The 16118-nt window shown below is 63.3% G+C and carries 15 protein-coding genes; 10 read left to right on the top strand and 5 right to left on the bottom strand.

What is annotated here, in order from left to right; genetic code table 11:
• From O7A61_RS26465 to O7A61_RS26420, 10 genes are all read left to right on the top strand, one after another.
• Positions 1-822: ABC transporter permease (locus O7A61_RS26465; protein WP_337132310.1), on the top strand; the 822-nt coding region annotated here is incomplete at its 5' end.
• Positions 819-1739: an ABC transporter permease gene (locus O7A61_RS26460; protein ID WP_027142476.1), complete on the top strand. Its 921-nt coding sequence runs from the start codon at positions 819-821 to the stop codon at positions 1737-1739. The genes O7A61_RS26465 and O7A61_RS26460, both read left to right, overlap by 4 nt.
• Positions 1740-1791: 52 nt before the next feature.
• Complete coding sequence (locus tag O7A61_RS26455; RefSeq protein WP_337104811.1) at positions 1792-3435, top strand: ABC transporter substrate-binding protein; 1644 nt, start codon at positions 1792-1794, stop codon at positions 3433-3435.
• Positions 3425-4369 carry an acetamidase/formamidase family protein gene (locus O7A61_RS26450; protein ID WP_337132309.1) on the top strand — a complete coding sequence of 315 codons (945 nt, stop codon included), beginning with the start codon at positions 3425-3427 and terminating at the stop codon, positions 4367-4369. Before O7A61_RS26455 ends, O7A61_RS26450 begins: the two co-directional genes overlap by 11 nt.
• A 211-nt stretch (positions 4370-4580) precedes the next feature.
• Positions 4581-6341, top strand: coding sequence for an ABC transporter ATP-binding protein (locus O7A61_RS26445; RefSeq protein WP_337132308.1), 1761 nt, complete (start codon positions 4581-4583; stop codon positions 6339-6341).
• Positions 6342-6542: 201 nt separating this feature from the next.
• Positions 6543-7745 (top strand): ABC transporter substrate-binding protein, encoded by a 1203-nt coding sequence (locus tag O7A61_RS26440; protein WP_027142472.1) that lies wholly within the window; start codon positions 6543-6545, stop codon positions 7743-7745.
• Between the two features lie 11 nt (positions 7746-7756).
• Complete coding sequence (locus O7A61_RS26435) at positions 7757-8536, top strand: ABC transporter ATP-binding protein (protein ID WP_337132307.1); 780 nt, start codon at positions 7757-7759, stop codon at positions 8534-8536.
• Complete coding sequence (locus tag O7A61_RS26430; protein ID WP_337132306.1) at positions 8529-9239, top strand: ABC transporter ATP-binding protein; 711 nt, start codon at positions 8529-8531, stop codon at positions 9237-9239. Before O7A61_RS26435 ends, O7A61_RS26430 begins: the two co-directional genes overlap by 8 nt.
• A 7-nt stretch (positions 9240-9246) precedes the next feature.
• The gene (locus tag O7A61_RS26425) at positions 9247-10134 is read left to right on the top strand and encodes a branched-chain amino acid ABC transporter permease (protein WP_337132305.1); all 888 of its coding nucleotides are present in this window, start codon (positions 9247-9249) and stop codon (positions 10132-10134) included.
• A 22-nt stretch (positions 10135-10156) separates the two neighbouring features.
• Positions 10157-11128: a branched-chain amino acid ABC transporter permease gene (locus tag O7A61_RS26420; RefSeq protein WP_337132312.1), complete on the top strand. Its 972-nt coding sequence runs from the start codon at positions 10157-10159 to the stop codon at positions 11126-11128.
• A 340-nt stretch (positions 11129-11468) separates the two neighbouring features.
• On the opposite strand, the gene O7A61_RS26415 is transcribed toward O7A61_RS26420, so the two are convergent.
• The 5 genes from O7A61_RS26415 to O7A61_RS26395 form a co-directional block, all read right to left on the bottom strand.
• A complete protein-coding gene (locus O7A61_RS26415; protein ID WP_337132304.1) occupies positions 11469-12584 on the bottom strand; it encodes a glycosyltransferase family 9 protein in 1116 nt (371 codons plus the stop codon).
• A 149-nt stretch (positions 12585-12733) separates the two neighbouring features.
• Positions 12734-13432 (bottom strand): hypothetical protein, encoded by a 699-nt coding sequence (locus tag O7A61_RS26410; RefSeq protein ID WP_337132303.1) that lies wholly within the window; start codon positions 13430-13432, stop codon positions 12734-12736.
• Complete coding sequence (locus O7A61_RS26405) at positions 13429-14067, bottom strand: hypothetical protein (protein WP_337132311.1); 639 nt, start codon at positions 14065-14067, stop codon at positions 13429-13431. The genes O7A61_RS26410 and O7A61_RS26405 overlap by 4 nt, the downstream gene beginning before the upstream one ends.
• Positions 14068-14377: 310 nt before the next feature.
• Positions 14378-15358, bottom strand: coding sequence for a 2-dehydropantoate 2-reductase (locus O7A61_RS26400; protein ID WP_337132302.1), 981 nt, complete (start codon positions 15356-15358; stop codon positions 14378-14380).
• 67 nt (positions 15359-15425) lie between these two features.
• Positions 15426-16118, bottom strand: a 693-nt coding sequence (locus O7A61_RS26395) for an AMP-binding protein (protein ID WP_337132301.1), incomplete at its 5' end; no start/stop codon positions are given.

Genomic DNA, 16118 nt, shown 5'->3' with positions numbered 1-16118 from the left:
CGCCGCCTTGCGCTGCTCGGCCTGGTCATCGTCGCCGTCGTCGTCGCGGGCGCGATCCTGGCGCCGTGGCTGACCGGCTATGATCCCAACGAACAGATGTTCGACGGCCTGACCATCGAGGGCTCGCCTTTGCCGCCGAACGCGAAATTCTGGCTAGGCACCGACCTGCTCGGGCGCGACCTGTTGACCCGCATCCTCTATGGCGCGCGCACCTCGCTGATCATCGGCATCGTCGCCAATGGCGTGGCGCTGTTCATCGGCACGCTTGTCGGCGTCACCGCGGGCTATTTCCGCGGCTGGATCGGCAGCGCGCTGATGCGCTTCACCGATCTGATGATGGCCTTTCCCGCGCTTCTGCTCGCCATCTGCCTGGCGGCGGTATTCCAGCCCAGCCTGTGGATCGTTGCCATGGTCATCGCCCTGGTCAACTGGGTGCAGACCGCCCGCGTCATCTACACCGAAACGTCTTCGCTCGCCGAACGAGAGTTCATCGATGCCGAGCGCACCATCGGGGCGAGCGCGCCGCGCATCCTGTTTCGCCACATACTGCCGCATCTCCTGCCCACCATCATCGTCTGGGGCACGCTCGGCATCTCGACCACCGTTCTGCTCGAAGCCACGCTCTCCTTCCTCGGCATCGGCGTGCAGCCGCCGACGGCGTCCTGGGGCAACATCATCTTCGAGAACCAGACCTACTTTCAGGCCGCACCCTGGCTGGTGTTCTTCCCCGGCGCCGCGATCCTGGCGCTGGCGCTGGCCTTCAACCTGATCGGCGATGCGCTGCGCGACATCCTCGACCCGACGCAAAGGGGCCGGGCATGATCGCCTATCTCGGCCGCCGCCTGATCCAGTCGCTGCTGATCCTGCTCGGCGTCTCGCTGATCACTTTCGCGCTGCTCTATCTCCTGCCCGCCGATCCGGTGCGCCAGATCGCCGGCCGCAGCGCCACGCCGCAGACGGTCGAGAACATCCGCCAGCAGCTCGGCCTCGACCAGCCCTTCATCGTCCAGTACTGGCATTACCTGACCAAACTCGTCAGCGGCGATCTCGGCCGCTCCTATATCCAGCGCTCCGAGGTGACCGAGCTCATCGTCTCGCGGCTGCCGGCGAGCCTGCTTCTGATGCTCGGCGCCATTTTGTGCGAACTGCTGATCGGCCTCTCCATGGGCCTGATCGCCGCCGTCAAGCGCGGCACCGCGACCGACCAGACCTTGATGGTCGCCTCTTTCGTCGGCGTCTCGGCGCCGCAATTCGTCGTGGGTCTGCTGCTGCTCTATGTCTTTGCCGTACGGCTCAGCTGGTTCCCGATCGGCGGCTACGGCACCTGGCGCCACCTCGTGCTGCCCTCGCTGACCATGGGCATCCTCGGTGCCGGCTGGTACGCGCGCATGATGCGCTCGTCGATGATCGACGTGCTGCGCCAGGATTATGTGCGCACCGCGCGTGCGAAAGGCATCGCGCGCGGCGCCATCATCTTCCGCCATGCGCTGCCCAACGCCATCCTGCCGGTCATCGCCATGATCGGCATCGACATCGGCATCTTCATGGGCGGCATCGTCGTCGTCGAAAGCGTGTTCGGCTGGCCCGGCATCGGTCAGCTGGCGTGGCAAGCCATCCAGCGCGTCGACATCCCGATCATCATGGGCGTCACCCTGGTCTCGGCCTTCGCCATCGTGCTCGGCAACCTCCTGGCCGACATCATCGCGCCCTTCATCGATCCCCGTATCAAACTGAGATGAGCATCAAGCTCGGATGAAACCAAGAGCACAAACAGAGAAAGGGAACATAACAATGAAAAAGTTTCTCGCATCGACCGTGGCCGCATCGGCGCTGGCGCTGATGCTTGGCATGACGAGCGCCCGGGCCGAGGACACGATCGATCCCAACGCCAAGCAGGGCGGCGCCATCACCATCACCTACAAGGACGACGTCGCGACCCTCGATCCGGCGATCGGCTATGACTGGCAGAACTGGTCGATGATCAAGAGCCTGTTCGACGGGCTGATGGACTACGAGCCTGGCACCACCAACCTCAAGCCCGACCTCGCCGAGAGCTACGAGATTTCGCCCGACGGCAAGACCTTCACCTTCAAGCTGCGCCATGGCGTGAAGTTCCACAATGGCCGCGAGATGACCGCCGACGACGTCAAATATTCGCTCGACCGCGTCACCAATCCGAAGACGCAGAGCCCCGGCGCCGGCTTCTTCGGCTCGATCAAGGGCTATGAGGATGTCGCCGCCGGCAAGGCCGAAAGCTTAGCCGGTGTCACCGTCGTCGACCCCTACACGGTGAAGTTCGAACTGACCCGCCCGGACGCCACCTTCCTGCATGTCATGGCCATCAACTTTTCGCATGTCGTGCCGAAGGAGGAGGTCGAGAAATACGGCGCCGATTTCGGCAAGCACCCGGTCGGCACCGGCGCCTTCAAGCTGGCCGAGTGGACGCTCGGCCAGCGCATCGTCTTCGAGCGCAACCCGGACTACTGGCACAAGGGCCTGCCGCATCTGGACAAGATCACCTTCGAGATCGGCCAGGAACCGATCGTGGCGCTGCTGCGCCTGCAGAAGGGCGAGATCGACGTGCCCGGCGACGGCATTCCGCCGGCAAAATTCCAGGAGGTTATGGCCGATCCCGAGCAGAAGGCGCGCGTCGTCGAAGGCGGCCAGCTGCACACCGGCTACGTCACCATGAACACCACCATGGCGCCGTTCGACAATGTGAAGGTGCGCCAGGCCGTCAACATGGCGCTCAACAAGGCGCGCATCATCCAGATCATCAACGGTCGCGCCGTGCCGGCCAACCAGCCGCTGCCGCCGTCGATGCCGGGCTACGACAAGGAGTACAAGGGCTATCCCTATGACGTCGCCAAGGCCAAGGCGCTGCTGGCCGAGGCCGGCCATCCCGATGGCTTCGAGACGCAATTGTTCGCCATGAACACTGACCCCAACCCGCGCATCGCCCAGGCGATCCAGCAGGACCTGGCGGCGATCGGCATCAAGGCCAGCATCCAGTCGCTGGCGCAGGCCAACGTCATTGCCGCCGGCGGCGACAAGGCCGGCGCGCCGATGATCTGGTCGGGCGGCATGGCCTGGATCGCCGACTTCCCCGATCCGTCCAACTTCTACGGCCCGATCCTTGGCTGCGCCGGTGCCGTGCCAGGCGGCTGGAACTGGTCGTGGTATTGCAACAAGGATCTCGATGCCAAGGCGGCCGAGGCCGACTCGGTGGTCGACCCGGCCAAGGCCCCCGAGCGCGACAAGATGTGGAGCGCCATCTACGACAAGGTGATGGAGGACGCGCCCTGGGCGCCGGTCTTCAACGAGCAGCGCTTCACCATGAAATCGGCCCGCATGGGCGGCGCCGACAATCTCTATGTCGACCCGGTCCATATCCCGATCAACTACGACAATGTGTACGTAAAAGATGTGCAATAACTGCGACTACACCATCCACGGGCGCCATCACCATTTCGGCTGGGACAATTCGTTTGTCCCGGCTGAGCGTGTAGCGCCCGGCTCGACCATCGAGTTCCAGTGCCTGGATGCCGGCGGTGGCCAGCTGAAGCCGGATAGTACCGCCGCCGACATTGCCAAGCTCGACTTTGGCCAGATCAATCCGGTCACCGGGCCGATCTTCGTCGAGGGTGCCGAGCCGGGCGACGCGCTGAAGGTGACGATCGAGATGTTCAAACCGTCCGGCTTCGGCTGGACGGCGAACATTCCGGGTTTCGGCCTGCTCGCCGACGACTTCAAGGAGCCGGCGCTGAACATCTGGAAATACGACGCCGTCTCGCTCGAGCCGGCATTGTTCGGCAAAAATGCCCGCGTGCCGCTGAAACCATTCGCCGGCACGATCGGCAATGCGCTGGCCGAGATGGGCCACCACTCGGTGGTGCCGCCGCGCCGCGTCGGCGGCAATCTCGACATCCGCGATCTCGCCGCCGGCACCACGCTCTATCTGCCGGTGGAAGTGGCGGGCGCGCTGTTCTCGGTCGGCGACACCCACGCCGCGCAAGGCGACGGCGAGGTCTGCGGCACGGCGATCGAAAGCCCGATGGATGTCGTGCTGAAACTCGATTTGGTGAAAGATGCGCGGCTGAAGACGCCGCGCTTCACCACGCCGGGGCCGGTGACCAGGCATCTCGATGCCAAGGGTTATGAGGTGACGACGGGGATCGGTCCGGACCTGATGAGTGGCGCGAAGGAAGCGGTTACCCAGATGGTCGACCTGCTCGCCGGCCACTACCAGATCGACCCGGTCGAAGCCTACATGCTGGCCTCGGTCTGCGGCGATCTCCGCATCAGCGAGATTGTCGACATGCCGAACTGGGTGGTGTCGTTCTATTTTCCCCGTTGCGTGTTTGAATGAAGTTGGGTCAGCGCCAAGGCACCCCCCTCTGCCCTGCCGGGCATCTCCCCCTCAAGGGGGGAGATCGGATGTCACCTCGGTCTTCGCCAACCATCATCGTCATCAAGAAGGCGAGTCGGCGAAGCTGCCAATCTCCCCCCTTGAGGGGGAGATGTCCGGCAGGACAGAGGGGGGCGTGCCGCAACAAACTTCTCAGAATCCTGTCCTCGCAATGACCCCCAATCCCATCCTCACCATAACCAACCTCTCCGTCTCCGTGCGCGGCGAGGAGGGCTCCCGCGAGGTCGTCTCCAACCTCTCCCTGACGCTCTCCCGCGGCGAGACGCTGTGCATCGCCGGCGAGTCCGGCTCGGGCAAATCGATGACCGCGCTGGCCATCATGCAGCTCCTGCCGCAGCCCGCCGCGCGCATCTCCGCCGGCACGGTCCATTTGGGCGAGACCGAGCTGACCGCCCTCGACGAACGCCGGATGCGGCGCATTCGCGGCGACCGCATCGCCATGATCTTCCAGGAACCGATGACCTCGCTCAACCCGGTGCTGTCGATCGGCCGCCAGCTCACCGAATCCATCGAGGCGCATACCAGCCTGTCGCCCAGCCAGGCCCGCCAGCGCGCCGTCGAGGCGCTGAAGGCGGTGCGCATTTCGGAAGCCGAAAGCCGGCTAAGACAATTTCCGCATGAACTGTCGGGCGGCATGCGCCAGCGCGTGATGATCGCCATAGCGCTGGCGCTGGAACCGGACGTGCTGATCGCCGACGAGCCGACCACGGCGCTCGACGTTACCGTACAGGGCGAGGTGCTGGAACTGCTGCGCGACCTGCAGCATAAGCACGGCACCAGCGTCATCCTGATCACCCACGACATGGGCGTGGTCGCCGAAATGGCCGACCGCGTCATCATCATGCGGCATGGGCGCATGGTCGAGGAAGGCAAGACATCGGACATTTTCGCCCGCCCGCAAGCCGACTACACGCGCGAGCTGCTGGCCGCCGTGCCGCGCATCGGCAGTGGCGTCGGCCGCCAGCAATCGAAGGAGATCGCCGAAGCCGCAATGCCGGCCAATGTCGCGGAGGTGAACGACCTCCACGTCCGCTTCGACCTGCGCGGCGGCATTCTCGGCCGGGTCACCCGCCGCGTGCACGCCGTCGAGGGCGTCAGCTTCTCGATCGCGCCCAGCGAGACGCTGGCGCTGGTCGGCGAATCCGGTTGCGGCAAGTCGACCACCGCCAAGGCGCTGGCCGGGCTGGTGTCGTATAGCGGCGACATCGTTGTCGGCGGCCGCAATTTGTCCGGTCTCGGCCGCGACGAGCGCAAGGCCGTGCGTCGCGACGTGCAGATGATCTTCCAGGATCCTTTCGCCTCGCTCGACCCGCGCATGCGCGTCGGCGACCTCGTCGCCGAACCGCTGGTCATCCACGGCATCGCCTCGAAGGAAGAGCGCCGCGAGCGGGTGGCGGCCTTGTTCGACCGCGTCGGCCTGTCATCGGACCAGATGGAGCTCTATCCGCACGAATTCTCCGGCGGCCAGCGCCAGCGCGTCTGCATCGCCCGGGCATTGGCACTCAGGCCAAAACTGATCATCGCCGATGAAAGCGTCTCGGCCCTCGACGTCTCGGTGCAGGCGCGCGTGCTTGACCTGTTGAAGGAATTGCAGCGCGAGTTCGGCGTCGCCTATCTCTTCATTTCGCACGACATGGCCGTGGTCGAGAACATCTCCGACCGTGTCGCCGTCATGTATCTCGGCCAGATCGTCGAGATGGGCACGCGCGACCAGGTTTTTTCGAACCCGCGCCACCCCTACACGAAGCGCCTGATCGAAGCCGTGCCGGTGCCCGATCCCGCGCAGCGCAGAAGCCGTTTTGCCCGCCTCGATCAGGAGATCCCCAGCGCCACCCGCCGGATCGGCGAGGCGCCGCTGAAACTGGCGCTGAGCGATGTCGGCAACGGCCATCTCGTCGCCACCGAGGGCTGAAGCTGCCCGGCTTCAACAAAATCGGTGTGCCGCCGGCCGAGCTTCACATATTCGTGTCACACGCCGTGGGCCGGCCTTGCCGTCATGAAATCCGCGGGCGCCCCTTGCCCTTCCGCCTGATTTTCCTAATGTTCCTTAGTGCTTGCGGATGACGACCGTAGGGGGCGGCCGGATTCATCCACACTGGGAGGAAGTAGACTCATGAAGCTATGCTATGTCGTTTCCGCCGCGCTCCTCGCGGCCACCACCGCCTCGGCCGCCGAGATTTCCGATGGCAAGGTCAAGATCGGCATCCTCAACGACCAATCCGGTGTCTACGCCGATTTCGGCGGCAAATGGTCGGTCGAGGCGGCCAAGATGGCGGTCGAGGATTTCGGCGGCAAAGTCCAGGGCGCGCCGGTCGAGATCATCAGCGCCGACCACCAGAACAAGCCCGATATCGCCTCCAACATTGCACGGCAGTGGTATGACACCGAACAGGTCGATGCCATCATGGAGCTGACGACCTCTTCAGTCGCGCTCGCCGTGCAGGGGATTTCCAAGGAAAAGAAGAAGATCGACATCGTCACCGGTGCGGCGACCACCGACCTCACCGGCAAGCAGTGCTCGCCCTACGGCTTCCACTGGGCCTATGATACCCACTCGCAGGCGGTGGGCACCGGCGGCTCCCTCGTGCAGCAGGGCGGCGACAGCTGGTTCTTCGTCACCGTCGACTATGCCTTCGGCTATTCGCTGAAGGAGCAGACCGCCAAATTCGTCGAGAGCCATGGCGGTAAGGTGCTGGGCGAGGTGCGTTATCCCCTCGGCGCGACCGACTATTCGTCCTTCCTGCTGCAGGCGCAATCGTCGGGTGCCAAGGTCATCGGGCTCGCCAATGCCGGCCTCGACACCTCCAATTCCATCAAGCAGGCAGCCGAGTTCGGCATCGTACAGGGCGGCCAGCGCCTGGCCGCGCTGCTGTTCACGCTGGCCGAAGTGCATGGGCTCGGCCTGCAGGCAGCGCAAGGCGTCGTGCTGACCGAGGGCTACTACTGGGACCGCGACGACAAGAGCCGCGAATTCGGGCAGCGCTTCTTCAAGCGCACCAACCGCATGCCGAACATGATCCAGGCCGCGACCTATTCGGCGGTGACGCAGTATTTGAAGGCGATCGACAAGGCCGGCACTGACGAGACCGAAGCGGTCGCCAAGCAGCTCCATTCGCTGCCGGTGGACGACGCCGTCATCACCGGCGGCAAGGTCCAGGCCGACGGCAACATGGTCCACGACATGTATCTCTACCAGGTCAAGGCGCCCAGCGAGAGCACCAAGGATTGGGACTATTACAAATACCTCGCCACCATTCCCGGCAAGGAGGCCTTCCTCAGCGAGAAGGACAGCGGCTGTCCGACGGCCGCCCAGTGACCGGCGCGGCCATGGTGCCGCCTGACCTGAGCGCGGAAGAGCCGCGGGTCGTGCTTTCCGCCCGCGGCCTGCGACGTGACTTTGCCGGCTTCGTCGCGGTCAAGAATGTCGACCTCGATGTCCGCCATGGCAACATCCATGCCTTGATCGGACCCAACGGCGCCGGCAAGACGACCGTTTTCAACCTGCTGACCAAATTCCTGGCGCCGACCAGCGGCAGGATCGAGCTGCTCGGGCACGACATCACCCGCACCTCGCCGGCCAGGGTGGCGCGGATGGGGCTGGTGCGCTCGTTCCAGATATCGGCGATCTTTCCGCACCTCAGCGTGCTCGACAATGTGCGCGTTGCGCTGCAGCGGCCGGCGGGGCTCGGCGTCCAGTTCTGGCGCTCGCTGGCGGCGCTCGACCGGTTGACGCCGCGCGCCATGGAACTGCTGCGTTCCGTCGGCCTCGACGACGCCACGAACAGGCTGGCCGGCGATCTTTCCTACGGCAGGAAGCGCGTGCTCGAGATCGCCACGACGCTGGCGCTGGACCCGAAAGTGCTGCTGCTGGACGAGCCGATGGCCGGCATGGGTCATGAGGACGTGGCCACGGTGTCCGCCCTCATCCGGTCGGTGGCGAGCGACCGCGCGGTATTGATGGTCGAGCACAATCTGACCGTGGTGGCCGATCTCTGCGACTGGATAACCGTGATGCAGCGCGGCGAGGTGCTCGCGGCCGGCGACTACGCCACCGTCAGCCGCGACGAACGCGTCAAGGTTGCCTATATGGGCACCGCCGATGACTAGTGCTTCGCCCCTGCTCGCGGTCCGCGGTCTCAACGCCTGGTATGGCGAGGGCCATGCGCTGCACGGCGTCGACCTCGAAGTGTTTGCCGGCGAAACGGTCACCTTGCTCGGCCGCAACGGCGTCGGCAAGACGACGACGCTGCGCGCCATCATGGGCCTGATCCGGCGGCGCACCGGGAAGGTCGTTTTCGATGGCGCCGACCTGATGCGGCTGCCGCTGCACCGCACCGCGCACCAGGGCATCGGCTTCGTGCCGGAGGAACGCGGCATCTTCTCGACGCTGACCGTCGATGAGAACCTGGTCCTGCCGCCTGTCGTTGCCCCGGGCGGCATGAGCGTCGAGGAAATCTTCGATCTCTTCCCCAATCTGAAGGAGCGGCGCAACAGCCCGGGCACGCGGCTGTCGGGCGGCGAACAGCAGATGCTGGCGATAGCGCGCATGCTGCGGACCGGCGTCAAGATGCTGCTCCTGGACGAACCGACCGAGGGCCTCGCGCCTGTCATCGTCCAGCGCATCGGCGAGTTGCTGGCGACGTTGAAGCAGCGCGGTATGACCATCCTGCTGGTCGAGCAGAATTTCCGCTTCGCCAGCCGTGTCGCCGACCGTTTCTACCTGATGGAGCACGGCAAGGTCGTGGCCGGTTTCCCCACCGGCGAACTGGCGGACCGCATGGCGCTGCTCCACGAAATTCTGGGTGTATGATGACGCCATGACGATGATCTTCGGCATCCCCGTCCAGGCATTGCTCGGCCAGCTGCTGGTCGGCCTGATCAACGGCTCCTTCTACGCCATGCTGAGCCTCGGCCTGGCCGTGATTTTCGGCCTGCTGCGCGTCATCAATTTCGCCCATGGCGCGCAATATATGCTGGGCGCCTTCGTCGGCTATCTTCTGTTCACCCATCTCGGCATCGGCTATTGGCCGGCGCTGATCCTGGCGCCGCTGATCGTCGGCCTGTTCGGCGTCGTGGTCGAGCGCCTGGCGCTGTCGCGGCTCTACGACACCGATCCGCTCTACGGCCTGCTCTTCACCTTCGGCCTCGCGCTCGTGCTAGAAGGCATCTTCCGCTACTATTACGGCGTGTCGGGAAACCCCTACGCCGTGCCGCCGCTGCTGGCGGGCGGCACCAATCTCGGCTTCATGTTCCTGCCCATTTATCGCGGCTGGGTGGTGGTCGCCTCGCTGATCGTCTGCTTCGGCACCTGGGCACTGATCGAGAAGACCAGGCTCGGTTCCTATCTGCGCGCGGCAACCGAGAACCCTCGCCTCGTCCAGGCCTTCGGCGTCAACGTGCCGTTGCTTTTGACCCTCACCTACGGCCTCGGCTCAGCGCTCGCCGGCCTCGCCGGCATCCTGGCCGCGCCCATTTATCAGGTCAGCCCGCTGATGGGATCGGATCTCATCATCGTCGTCTTCGCGGTGGTCGTGGTCGGCGGCATGGGATCGATCCTCGGTGCGATCGTCACCGGCTACATGCTTGGCCTCGCCGAAGGCCTGACCAAGGTTTTTTACCCCGAGGCCTCCAACCTGGTGGTCTTCGTCATCATGGCGATCGTGCTTTTGGTCCGGCCGGCCGGCCTGTTCGGAAGGGACGCCTGACATGGCGGAAGAAACATCCGACATGGCAGAGCTTTCGTTGCGTGAGACATCGGCCAGACCCTGGGCACGGCTTGAATGGGTGCTGGTCGGGCTCGGCATACTGGCGCTGCTGGCAGCCCCGTTCTTCGTCTACCCGATCTTCCTGATGAAGATGCTGTGCTTCGCGCTGTTTGCCTGCGCCTTCAATCTTCTGCTCGGCTATACCGGCCTCTTGTCCTTCGGCCACGCCACCTTCTTCGGCGGCGCCGCCTACTTCACCGCGCATGCGGTCAAGGTCTGGGGCTGGCCGCCGGAAGCCGGCATCCTGCTCGGCATGGCGGGCGCCGCACTGCTCGGCCTCGTCATGGGCTTTTTCGCCATTCGCCGGCAAGGCATCTATTTCGCCATGATCACACTGGCGCTGTCGCAGATGTTCTTCTTCTTCTGCGTGCAGGCTCCCTTCACGCAAGGCGAGGACGGCATCCAGGGCGTGCCGCGCGGCGTCCTGTTCGGCGTTCTCGACCTCAATGCCCCGATGAACATCTATTATTTCGTGCTTGTCGTGGTCCTGCTCGGCGTCTTCGCCATCTGGCGCATCGTCAATTCGCCCTTCGGCATGATCCTGCGCTCGATCCGCGAAAACGAGAACCGCGCCATTTCGCTCGGCTATTCCGTAGCCAGCTACAAGCTCGGCGCCTTCGTCATGTCGGCGGCGCTGGCCGGGCTGGCAGGCTCGCTGAAGGCGATCGTCTTCCAGTTCGCCACGCTCACCGACGTCACTTGGCAGATGTCGGGCGAGGTCATCCTGATGACGCTTCTGGGCGGCATCGGCACCATGGTCGGTCCGATCATCGGCGCCAGCCTCGTCGTCGGTCTGGAAAACACGCTGGCCACCTCAGGTTTCCCGGTGACCATCGCCACCGGCCTGATCTTCATGGTCTGCGTGCTGGTGTTTCGGCGCGGGATTGTCGGGGAGGTTTACGCGCGGGTGATTGGGCGGGCGGGGAAAGGGTGACTGAGGTTGCATCGCTACCGGCGATCCGGCACTTGCGAGGTAATGACCGGCTTGGGGTCGGAACCCGGTTGTCCGCTATCACGATGAAACGGCAGTACCGCCCGAGCGCCGCAGCAAGGCAGGTTGGATGTGCACATTTGGGATACGATGAATGTTATTGAGAGCCAGCAGCGTTCAAAATGCTTTCGCGACTGAGCGCGTTGTCGCGCGGACTGGTGAAGCTTTGCCGCCTGCCTATCACCGAATTGATGATCGCACGATCTCGTCGACATAGGTCTGCAGTGCCTTCTTCACGGTTTCACGCGGCCGGTCACGGCTGTTTCTACCGGAGTGAGTAGGTTCAATTGGCCGTTTCATTCGCCTGTTGCCTCACGGCATCTATCAGGTCTCGTGTCGCCTGGGCGACCTTGGCGACTGATAGTCGATGAACGCAGTACACGCCGCCCGGATTGCCGGGTTTGCACAAATCGGGCGCAATGCACTGGCAAGGCAACGGCGGCTCAACGGTGCGGTGAAGCACCCCGAGAGGCCCCCAGATGTCGGGTGGCGTGAGGCCATAAAGGCCCACAACCGGGGTTCCGACTGACGCAGCCAGGTGCATTGGGCCGCTCTCGTTTCCCAGAAAGATAAATGCATCCGCTAGCAAAGCAGTTAATGTCTCAAGCGAGATCTTACCAACAACGCTCGCCAATGGTGACATTGCCATGTTCAAGATTGCCTGCGCGGTTGCGCCTTCACCAGGTCCACCAACCAGTAGTGACCGCAGGCCCGTCGCTGCATAAACCTCGTCGATTACTGCAGCGAACCGTTCAGCTTGCCAACACCGCCCTTCGAACCTTGCTCCAGCGTGCACAGCGACGAAAGCTTTTACGGCCAGCTTGCTTTGCGCCAGAACCTGGGTAGACGCGCTTCGCCCGACCGGTGTGGGTTCAAGCCTCGGTGTCACTTCGCGTAATTCTATCCCAAGGGCTTCAAGCGGGGACAGATATCGGTACAGATAGTGCGCGCCTCCACGACCGAAGGTTTCAGCAAATATATTAGCAGGCTGACCTTCCCAAAATTTCAGGGGCTTTTCCGGGGGGTTGTACCCAACGCGCAGCGGAGCGCCGATTGACCTGTGCAATATCCTTGACGTCTTCGAGTCAGTTACATCAATGGTGAGATCGAATTTTCGGCGACGGAGGTCAGCGACCAAGCTTGAATATTCCTTCACCCGCTGAAGCAGACTTCTACCAGCACTTCGACCGTCGAACCCGATGGCCACGTCCGCGATATTCTGGCTGATTACGAAGTCTCGCGGGCCAGGAGCGCAAAGCATGGCTATCGCAGCGTTTGGGTAAGCGAGGCGCAGATTTCGCACGAGCACCGAGGTCAGAATGATGTCCCCGATGTACTTCGTCTGAATAACGAGAATGGACTTGATAGTCTGCCGATCAACCATCGAGATATTCAGCACACCGACCTCCTGAAGGGCGGGTGATGTTGGTCGTTGGTCGGCTCGCATCTCCGAGAAATGGATATCTCTCTTTTCACCATCGGAGCTAGATCATCTTTGCTATAGCGTTCGGGACAGCCCATGTTGCAAACTTCCCTAAGAAGCACTCGTCATGGCATCTGTCCCTGCCACAAGGGCAATCCAGTTTCCGCAGCGAAGTCCCTATCCTCTGCGTAGATTGGCTCGCCTCTACTCACTACCAGGCGAAGCAAATCCGCATCTTCGTAGGCATGATATCGAAAGGCATTTCGGGTGTCGTATCCATGCCCAGCCTGGGACAGGGAAAACCCGCTGACTACAACAGGAGCGAAACCGGCGAAACGCGTCAACATGATCGCGAAGGCTCCGGTGGAGATTTTCCGGTGCCAGCCGCGGGACACATGATATTTGCCGCTAAGCCGCCAGACGATGTTGGCAAGTTGCCATTTGGTGAGCGCCTGCAAGGTATCAAAACGATAATTGAAGGTGCGACAACCAGCTTTCAGCTTGTCCTCAACGTCCGGCCAAACCGGTATGATCAGATGTTTTGCCTGCCGTCCTTTTAACAAATCGCGCTTATAGAAGTCCTGTTCGCCCGCGCCGACTAAAATGCCGCGGCGGATGACGGCGATATCAGGAAGGGGGAGGCCGAACGTTTCCGCCAAAAGCTGGGAAGCATTGACGGTCACAAGTGCCCAATCGGCACCATGTCCCTCCGGGAGGCGAAAATTCGGCGCCGACCCCATCACCAAGGCGGGACCCGTGACCCTGGGCAAGCGAAGAGTTGGCTTTGAGAAGATTGGCAAGAAATCCAAAAGCCGAGTTTTCATGCGGGAACCTGAACAGCATGTTCCTCAAACGCGCGCAGAATGCTCTCTTCTCGCCTCCACAATTCGTCCCATTGCGTGGTGCCGGACCAGCCCGCAAACCAAGGGCCGCCGAGCGTGTAGTGCGCCAGCGAGACATCGGCGGGATCGAGTTCCGAAGCCGAAGCCCCTACGAGGTAGTTCCATGCCAGAGGCAATTCCCCGATCTCGTGGTCCTCAAGCCATTTGAAGGCGTGGAGGTCACGTCCAGGCCACGTATTAAGCATCTCGTTGGTCAGCCGTTTGTTGGACGGATGATCTAAATTCCACAAAACGACCGACGACCAGTTTTTGCGGCGATAGAACGTCTGCATTTGTCCGTCCATCTTGACCGCTTCGGATTCGCGTTGCTGGTGCTTAACCGCCATAATCGCGTAGGAAGGATCGACTAGGTCGAGCAGCTTGGCTGGATCCTGCAGAAACAGGACATCGCAATCGCAGAACATGGCCCAGCCGCCTTGCCTCACAAACGGAACGGCAAAGCGCGATATGGCAAACTCGGTCGCCATCGGTGCCTCGGAAATCGGGCACCAGAGCTTACCATCCCGTACCACCATCGGTCGCTTAATAATTCCTTTGGCTTCAAGGTCTTTGAGCACCAATGGTAGTATCTGCAACGGCGTGCTTGTCCGCCGATAAGCGCTCCATCGCGCTACATCTAGAACGCGGGATTCCCGTGGATCATACCCAATGTAGATCGGTATCATGTCGCAACCCTATAATTGTGCAAATTTACACGAATTAAGCAGGGAAGCACTGCAAGCGAAAGACCCGAAGTACAGCGGATCACTTGGTCACGGTAGCGACCGTGCACGGTGAGGCGCAAAGCGGCCGTCCAACGGTAGAGTTATGGACATCTCTCTTGGGTCATTCGGGACGGCAGGCACTAACCGATGCCGGTTTCCCTATTCACCCGTAACACCCCCGCTCCACCGCCAGCCGCCTCACCAGCGCCAGCACCCCATCCATAGCCGGCGACGGTTTTCCCACTAGCCGACCAAGCTCCTGCACCGCGCCCACCAGCGCGTCGATCTCCATCGGGCGGCCGCGTTCCAGATCCTGCAGCATCGAGGTCTTGTGTTCGCCGACGTCGCCGGCGCCCTTGATGCGGCGGTCGACGTCGATGGGGAAGCGCACGCCGAGGCTTTCACCGATCGCCTGGGCTTCAAGCATCATGGTGCGGGCGAGTTGGCGGGTGCCCTCGTCGGCGACGATCGCGGCCAGCGTGCTGCCGGTCAGCGCCGAAATCGGGTTGAAGGAGAGGTTGCCCCACAGTTTTACCCAGATCTCGCCGCGTATGTCGTCGCGGACCGGCGCCTGCAGCCCGGCCTTGACCATCTCCCCGGCCAGGAGTGTGGCCCGTTCGCTCCTCTCGCCCGAGGGTTCGCCGAGCGAGAAGCGCCTGCCCTCGACATGGCGGATCAGGCCGGGTGCATCGACCTCGACGGCGGGGTAGACCACCGAGCCGATGACGCGCTGCGGGCCGAGCCGCTCCCAGATCGAGCCCCCGGGGTCGACCTGATGCAGCCTGGTGCCTTCGAGCGCGCCGCCGGCCTTGTAGAAATACCACCAGGGAACGCCGTTCTGCATGGTGACGACCGATGTATGGCCTCCAAGCAGCGGTGCGATCTGGTCGAGCGCGGGCGCGACGGAATGCGCCTTCAGCGCCAGCACGACATAATCCTGCGCGCCGAGATCTTCCGCCTTGGCGGCGGCGCGGACCGGGGCGGTCGTCTCCTTGCCGTCCTCGATCAGGCGCAGGCCATTTGCCTTGATTGCTTCGAGATGGGCGCCGCGCGCGACGATCGACAGGTCGGTGCGGCCGGCGATCGCCAGCTTGGCGGCAAGATAGCCGCCGATGGCGCCGGCGCCGAATATGGTGACCTTCATCGTACTGAGCCTTTAATTCTATGCGTGTCGTTATCTCGGAACCGAGGACACTTCCAAGCGGCATGCATTAGAGCCCGAGTTTGGCGGCCAGCCCAATGCGCTGCAGCTTGCCGGTCGCGCCCTTGGGGATCTCGTCCAGGATCAGCACCTTGCGCGGCACCTTGAAGTCGGCGAGCCGCGTCGCGGCGTGGGCGCGGATTTCGCCCTCGGTTGCGCTCATGCCTTCGCGCAGCACCACGGCCGCCGCCACCTCCTCACCAAGCTTGTCATGCGGCATGGCGAAGGTCACCACTTGCGCCACCGCCGGGTGGTCCATCAGCACGTCGTCGACCTCGAGCGGCGAGATCTTCTCGCCGCCGCGATTGATGATTTCCTTCAGCCGGCCGGTAACCCTGAGGTAGCCGTCATCGTCGAGCACGCCCTGGTCGCCGGTGTGGAACCAGCCATGCGCGAAGGCCGTCGCGTTGGCGTCCGGGTTCTTCTCATAGCCTGAGGTGACGTTGGGGCCGCGAATGACGATCTCGCCGCTCTCGCCGGCTTGCACCAGCCGGCCGTCCGGCGCCATGACGGCCACTTCCGGTCCGCCGGCCGCACCGACGCTGCCCGGCTTGCGCAGGCCCGGCGGCAGCCGGTTCGACGCCATCTGGTGCGCGGCCTCGGTCATGCCGTAGGATTCGATGACGGGGCAGCCGAAGGTCGCTTCGAGTTCGCCCATCACTTGCGCCGGCAGCGACGCCGAGGACGAGCGGATGAAGCGCGG

This window comes from Mesorhizobium sp. Cs1321R2N1, from assembly GCF_037179725.1.
Taxonomy (GTDB): Bacteria; Pseudomonadota; Alphaproteobacteria; order Rhizobiales; family Rhizobiaceae; genus Mesorhizobium; species Mesorhizobium salmacidum.
The sequence above is the reverse complement of the archived record's forward strand: the minus strand, read 5'-3'. Positions and strand labels throughout refer to the sequence as shown.

Coding starts and splice junctions, on each gene's coding strand:
- O7A61_RS26460 (WP_027142476.1), top strand. CDS start 819: ATGATCGCCTATCTCGGCCGCCGCCTGATCCAGTCGCTGCTGATCCTG.
- O7A61_RS26455 (WP_337104811.1), top strand. CDS start 1,792: ATGAAAAAGTTTCTCGCATCGACCGTGGCCGCATCGGCGCTGGCGCTG.
- O7A61_RS26450 (WP_337132309.1), top strand. CDS start 3,425: ATGTGCAATAACTGCGACTACACCATCCACGGGCGCCATCACCATTTC.
- O7A61_RS26445 (WP_337132308.1), top strand. CDS start 4,581: ATGACCCCCAATCCCATCCTCACCATAACCAACCTCTCCGTCTCCGTG.
- O7A61_RS26440 (WP_027142472.1), top strand. CDS start 6,543: ATGAAGCTATGCTATGTCGTTTCCGCCGCGCTCCTCGCGGCCACCACC.
- O7A61_RS26435 (WP_337132307.1), top strand. CDS start 7,757: ATGGTGCCGCCTGACCTGAGCGCGGAAGAGCCGCGGGTCGTGCTTTCC.
- O7A61_RS26430 (WP_337132306.1), top strand. CDS start 8,529: ATGACTAGTGCTTCGCCCCTGCTCGCGGTCCGCGGTCTCAACGCCTGG.
- O7A61_RS26425 (WP_337132305.1), top strand. CDS start 9,247: ATGACGATGATCTTCGGCATCCCCGTCCAGGCATTGCTCGGCCAGCTG.
- O7A61_RS26420 (WP_337132312.1), top strand. CDS start 10,157: ATGGCAGAGCTTTCGTTGCGTGAGACATCGGCCAGACCCTGGGCACGG.
- O7A61_RS26410 (WP_337132303.1), bottom strand. CDS start 13,432: ATGAAAACTCGGCTTTTGGATTTCTTGCCAATCTTCTCAAAGCCAACT.
- O7A61_RS26400 (WP_337132302.1), bottom strand. CDS start 15,358: ATGAAGGTCACCATATTCGGCGCCGGCGCCATCGGCGGCTATCTTGCC.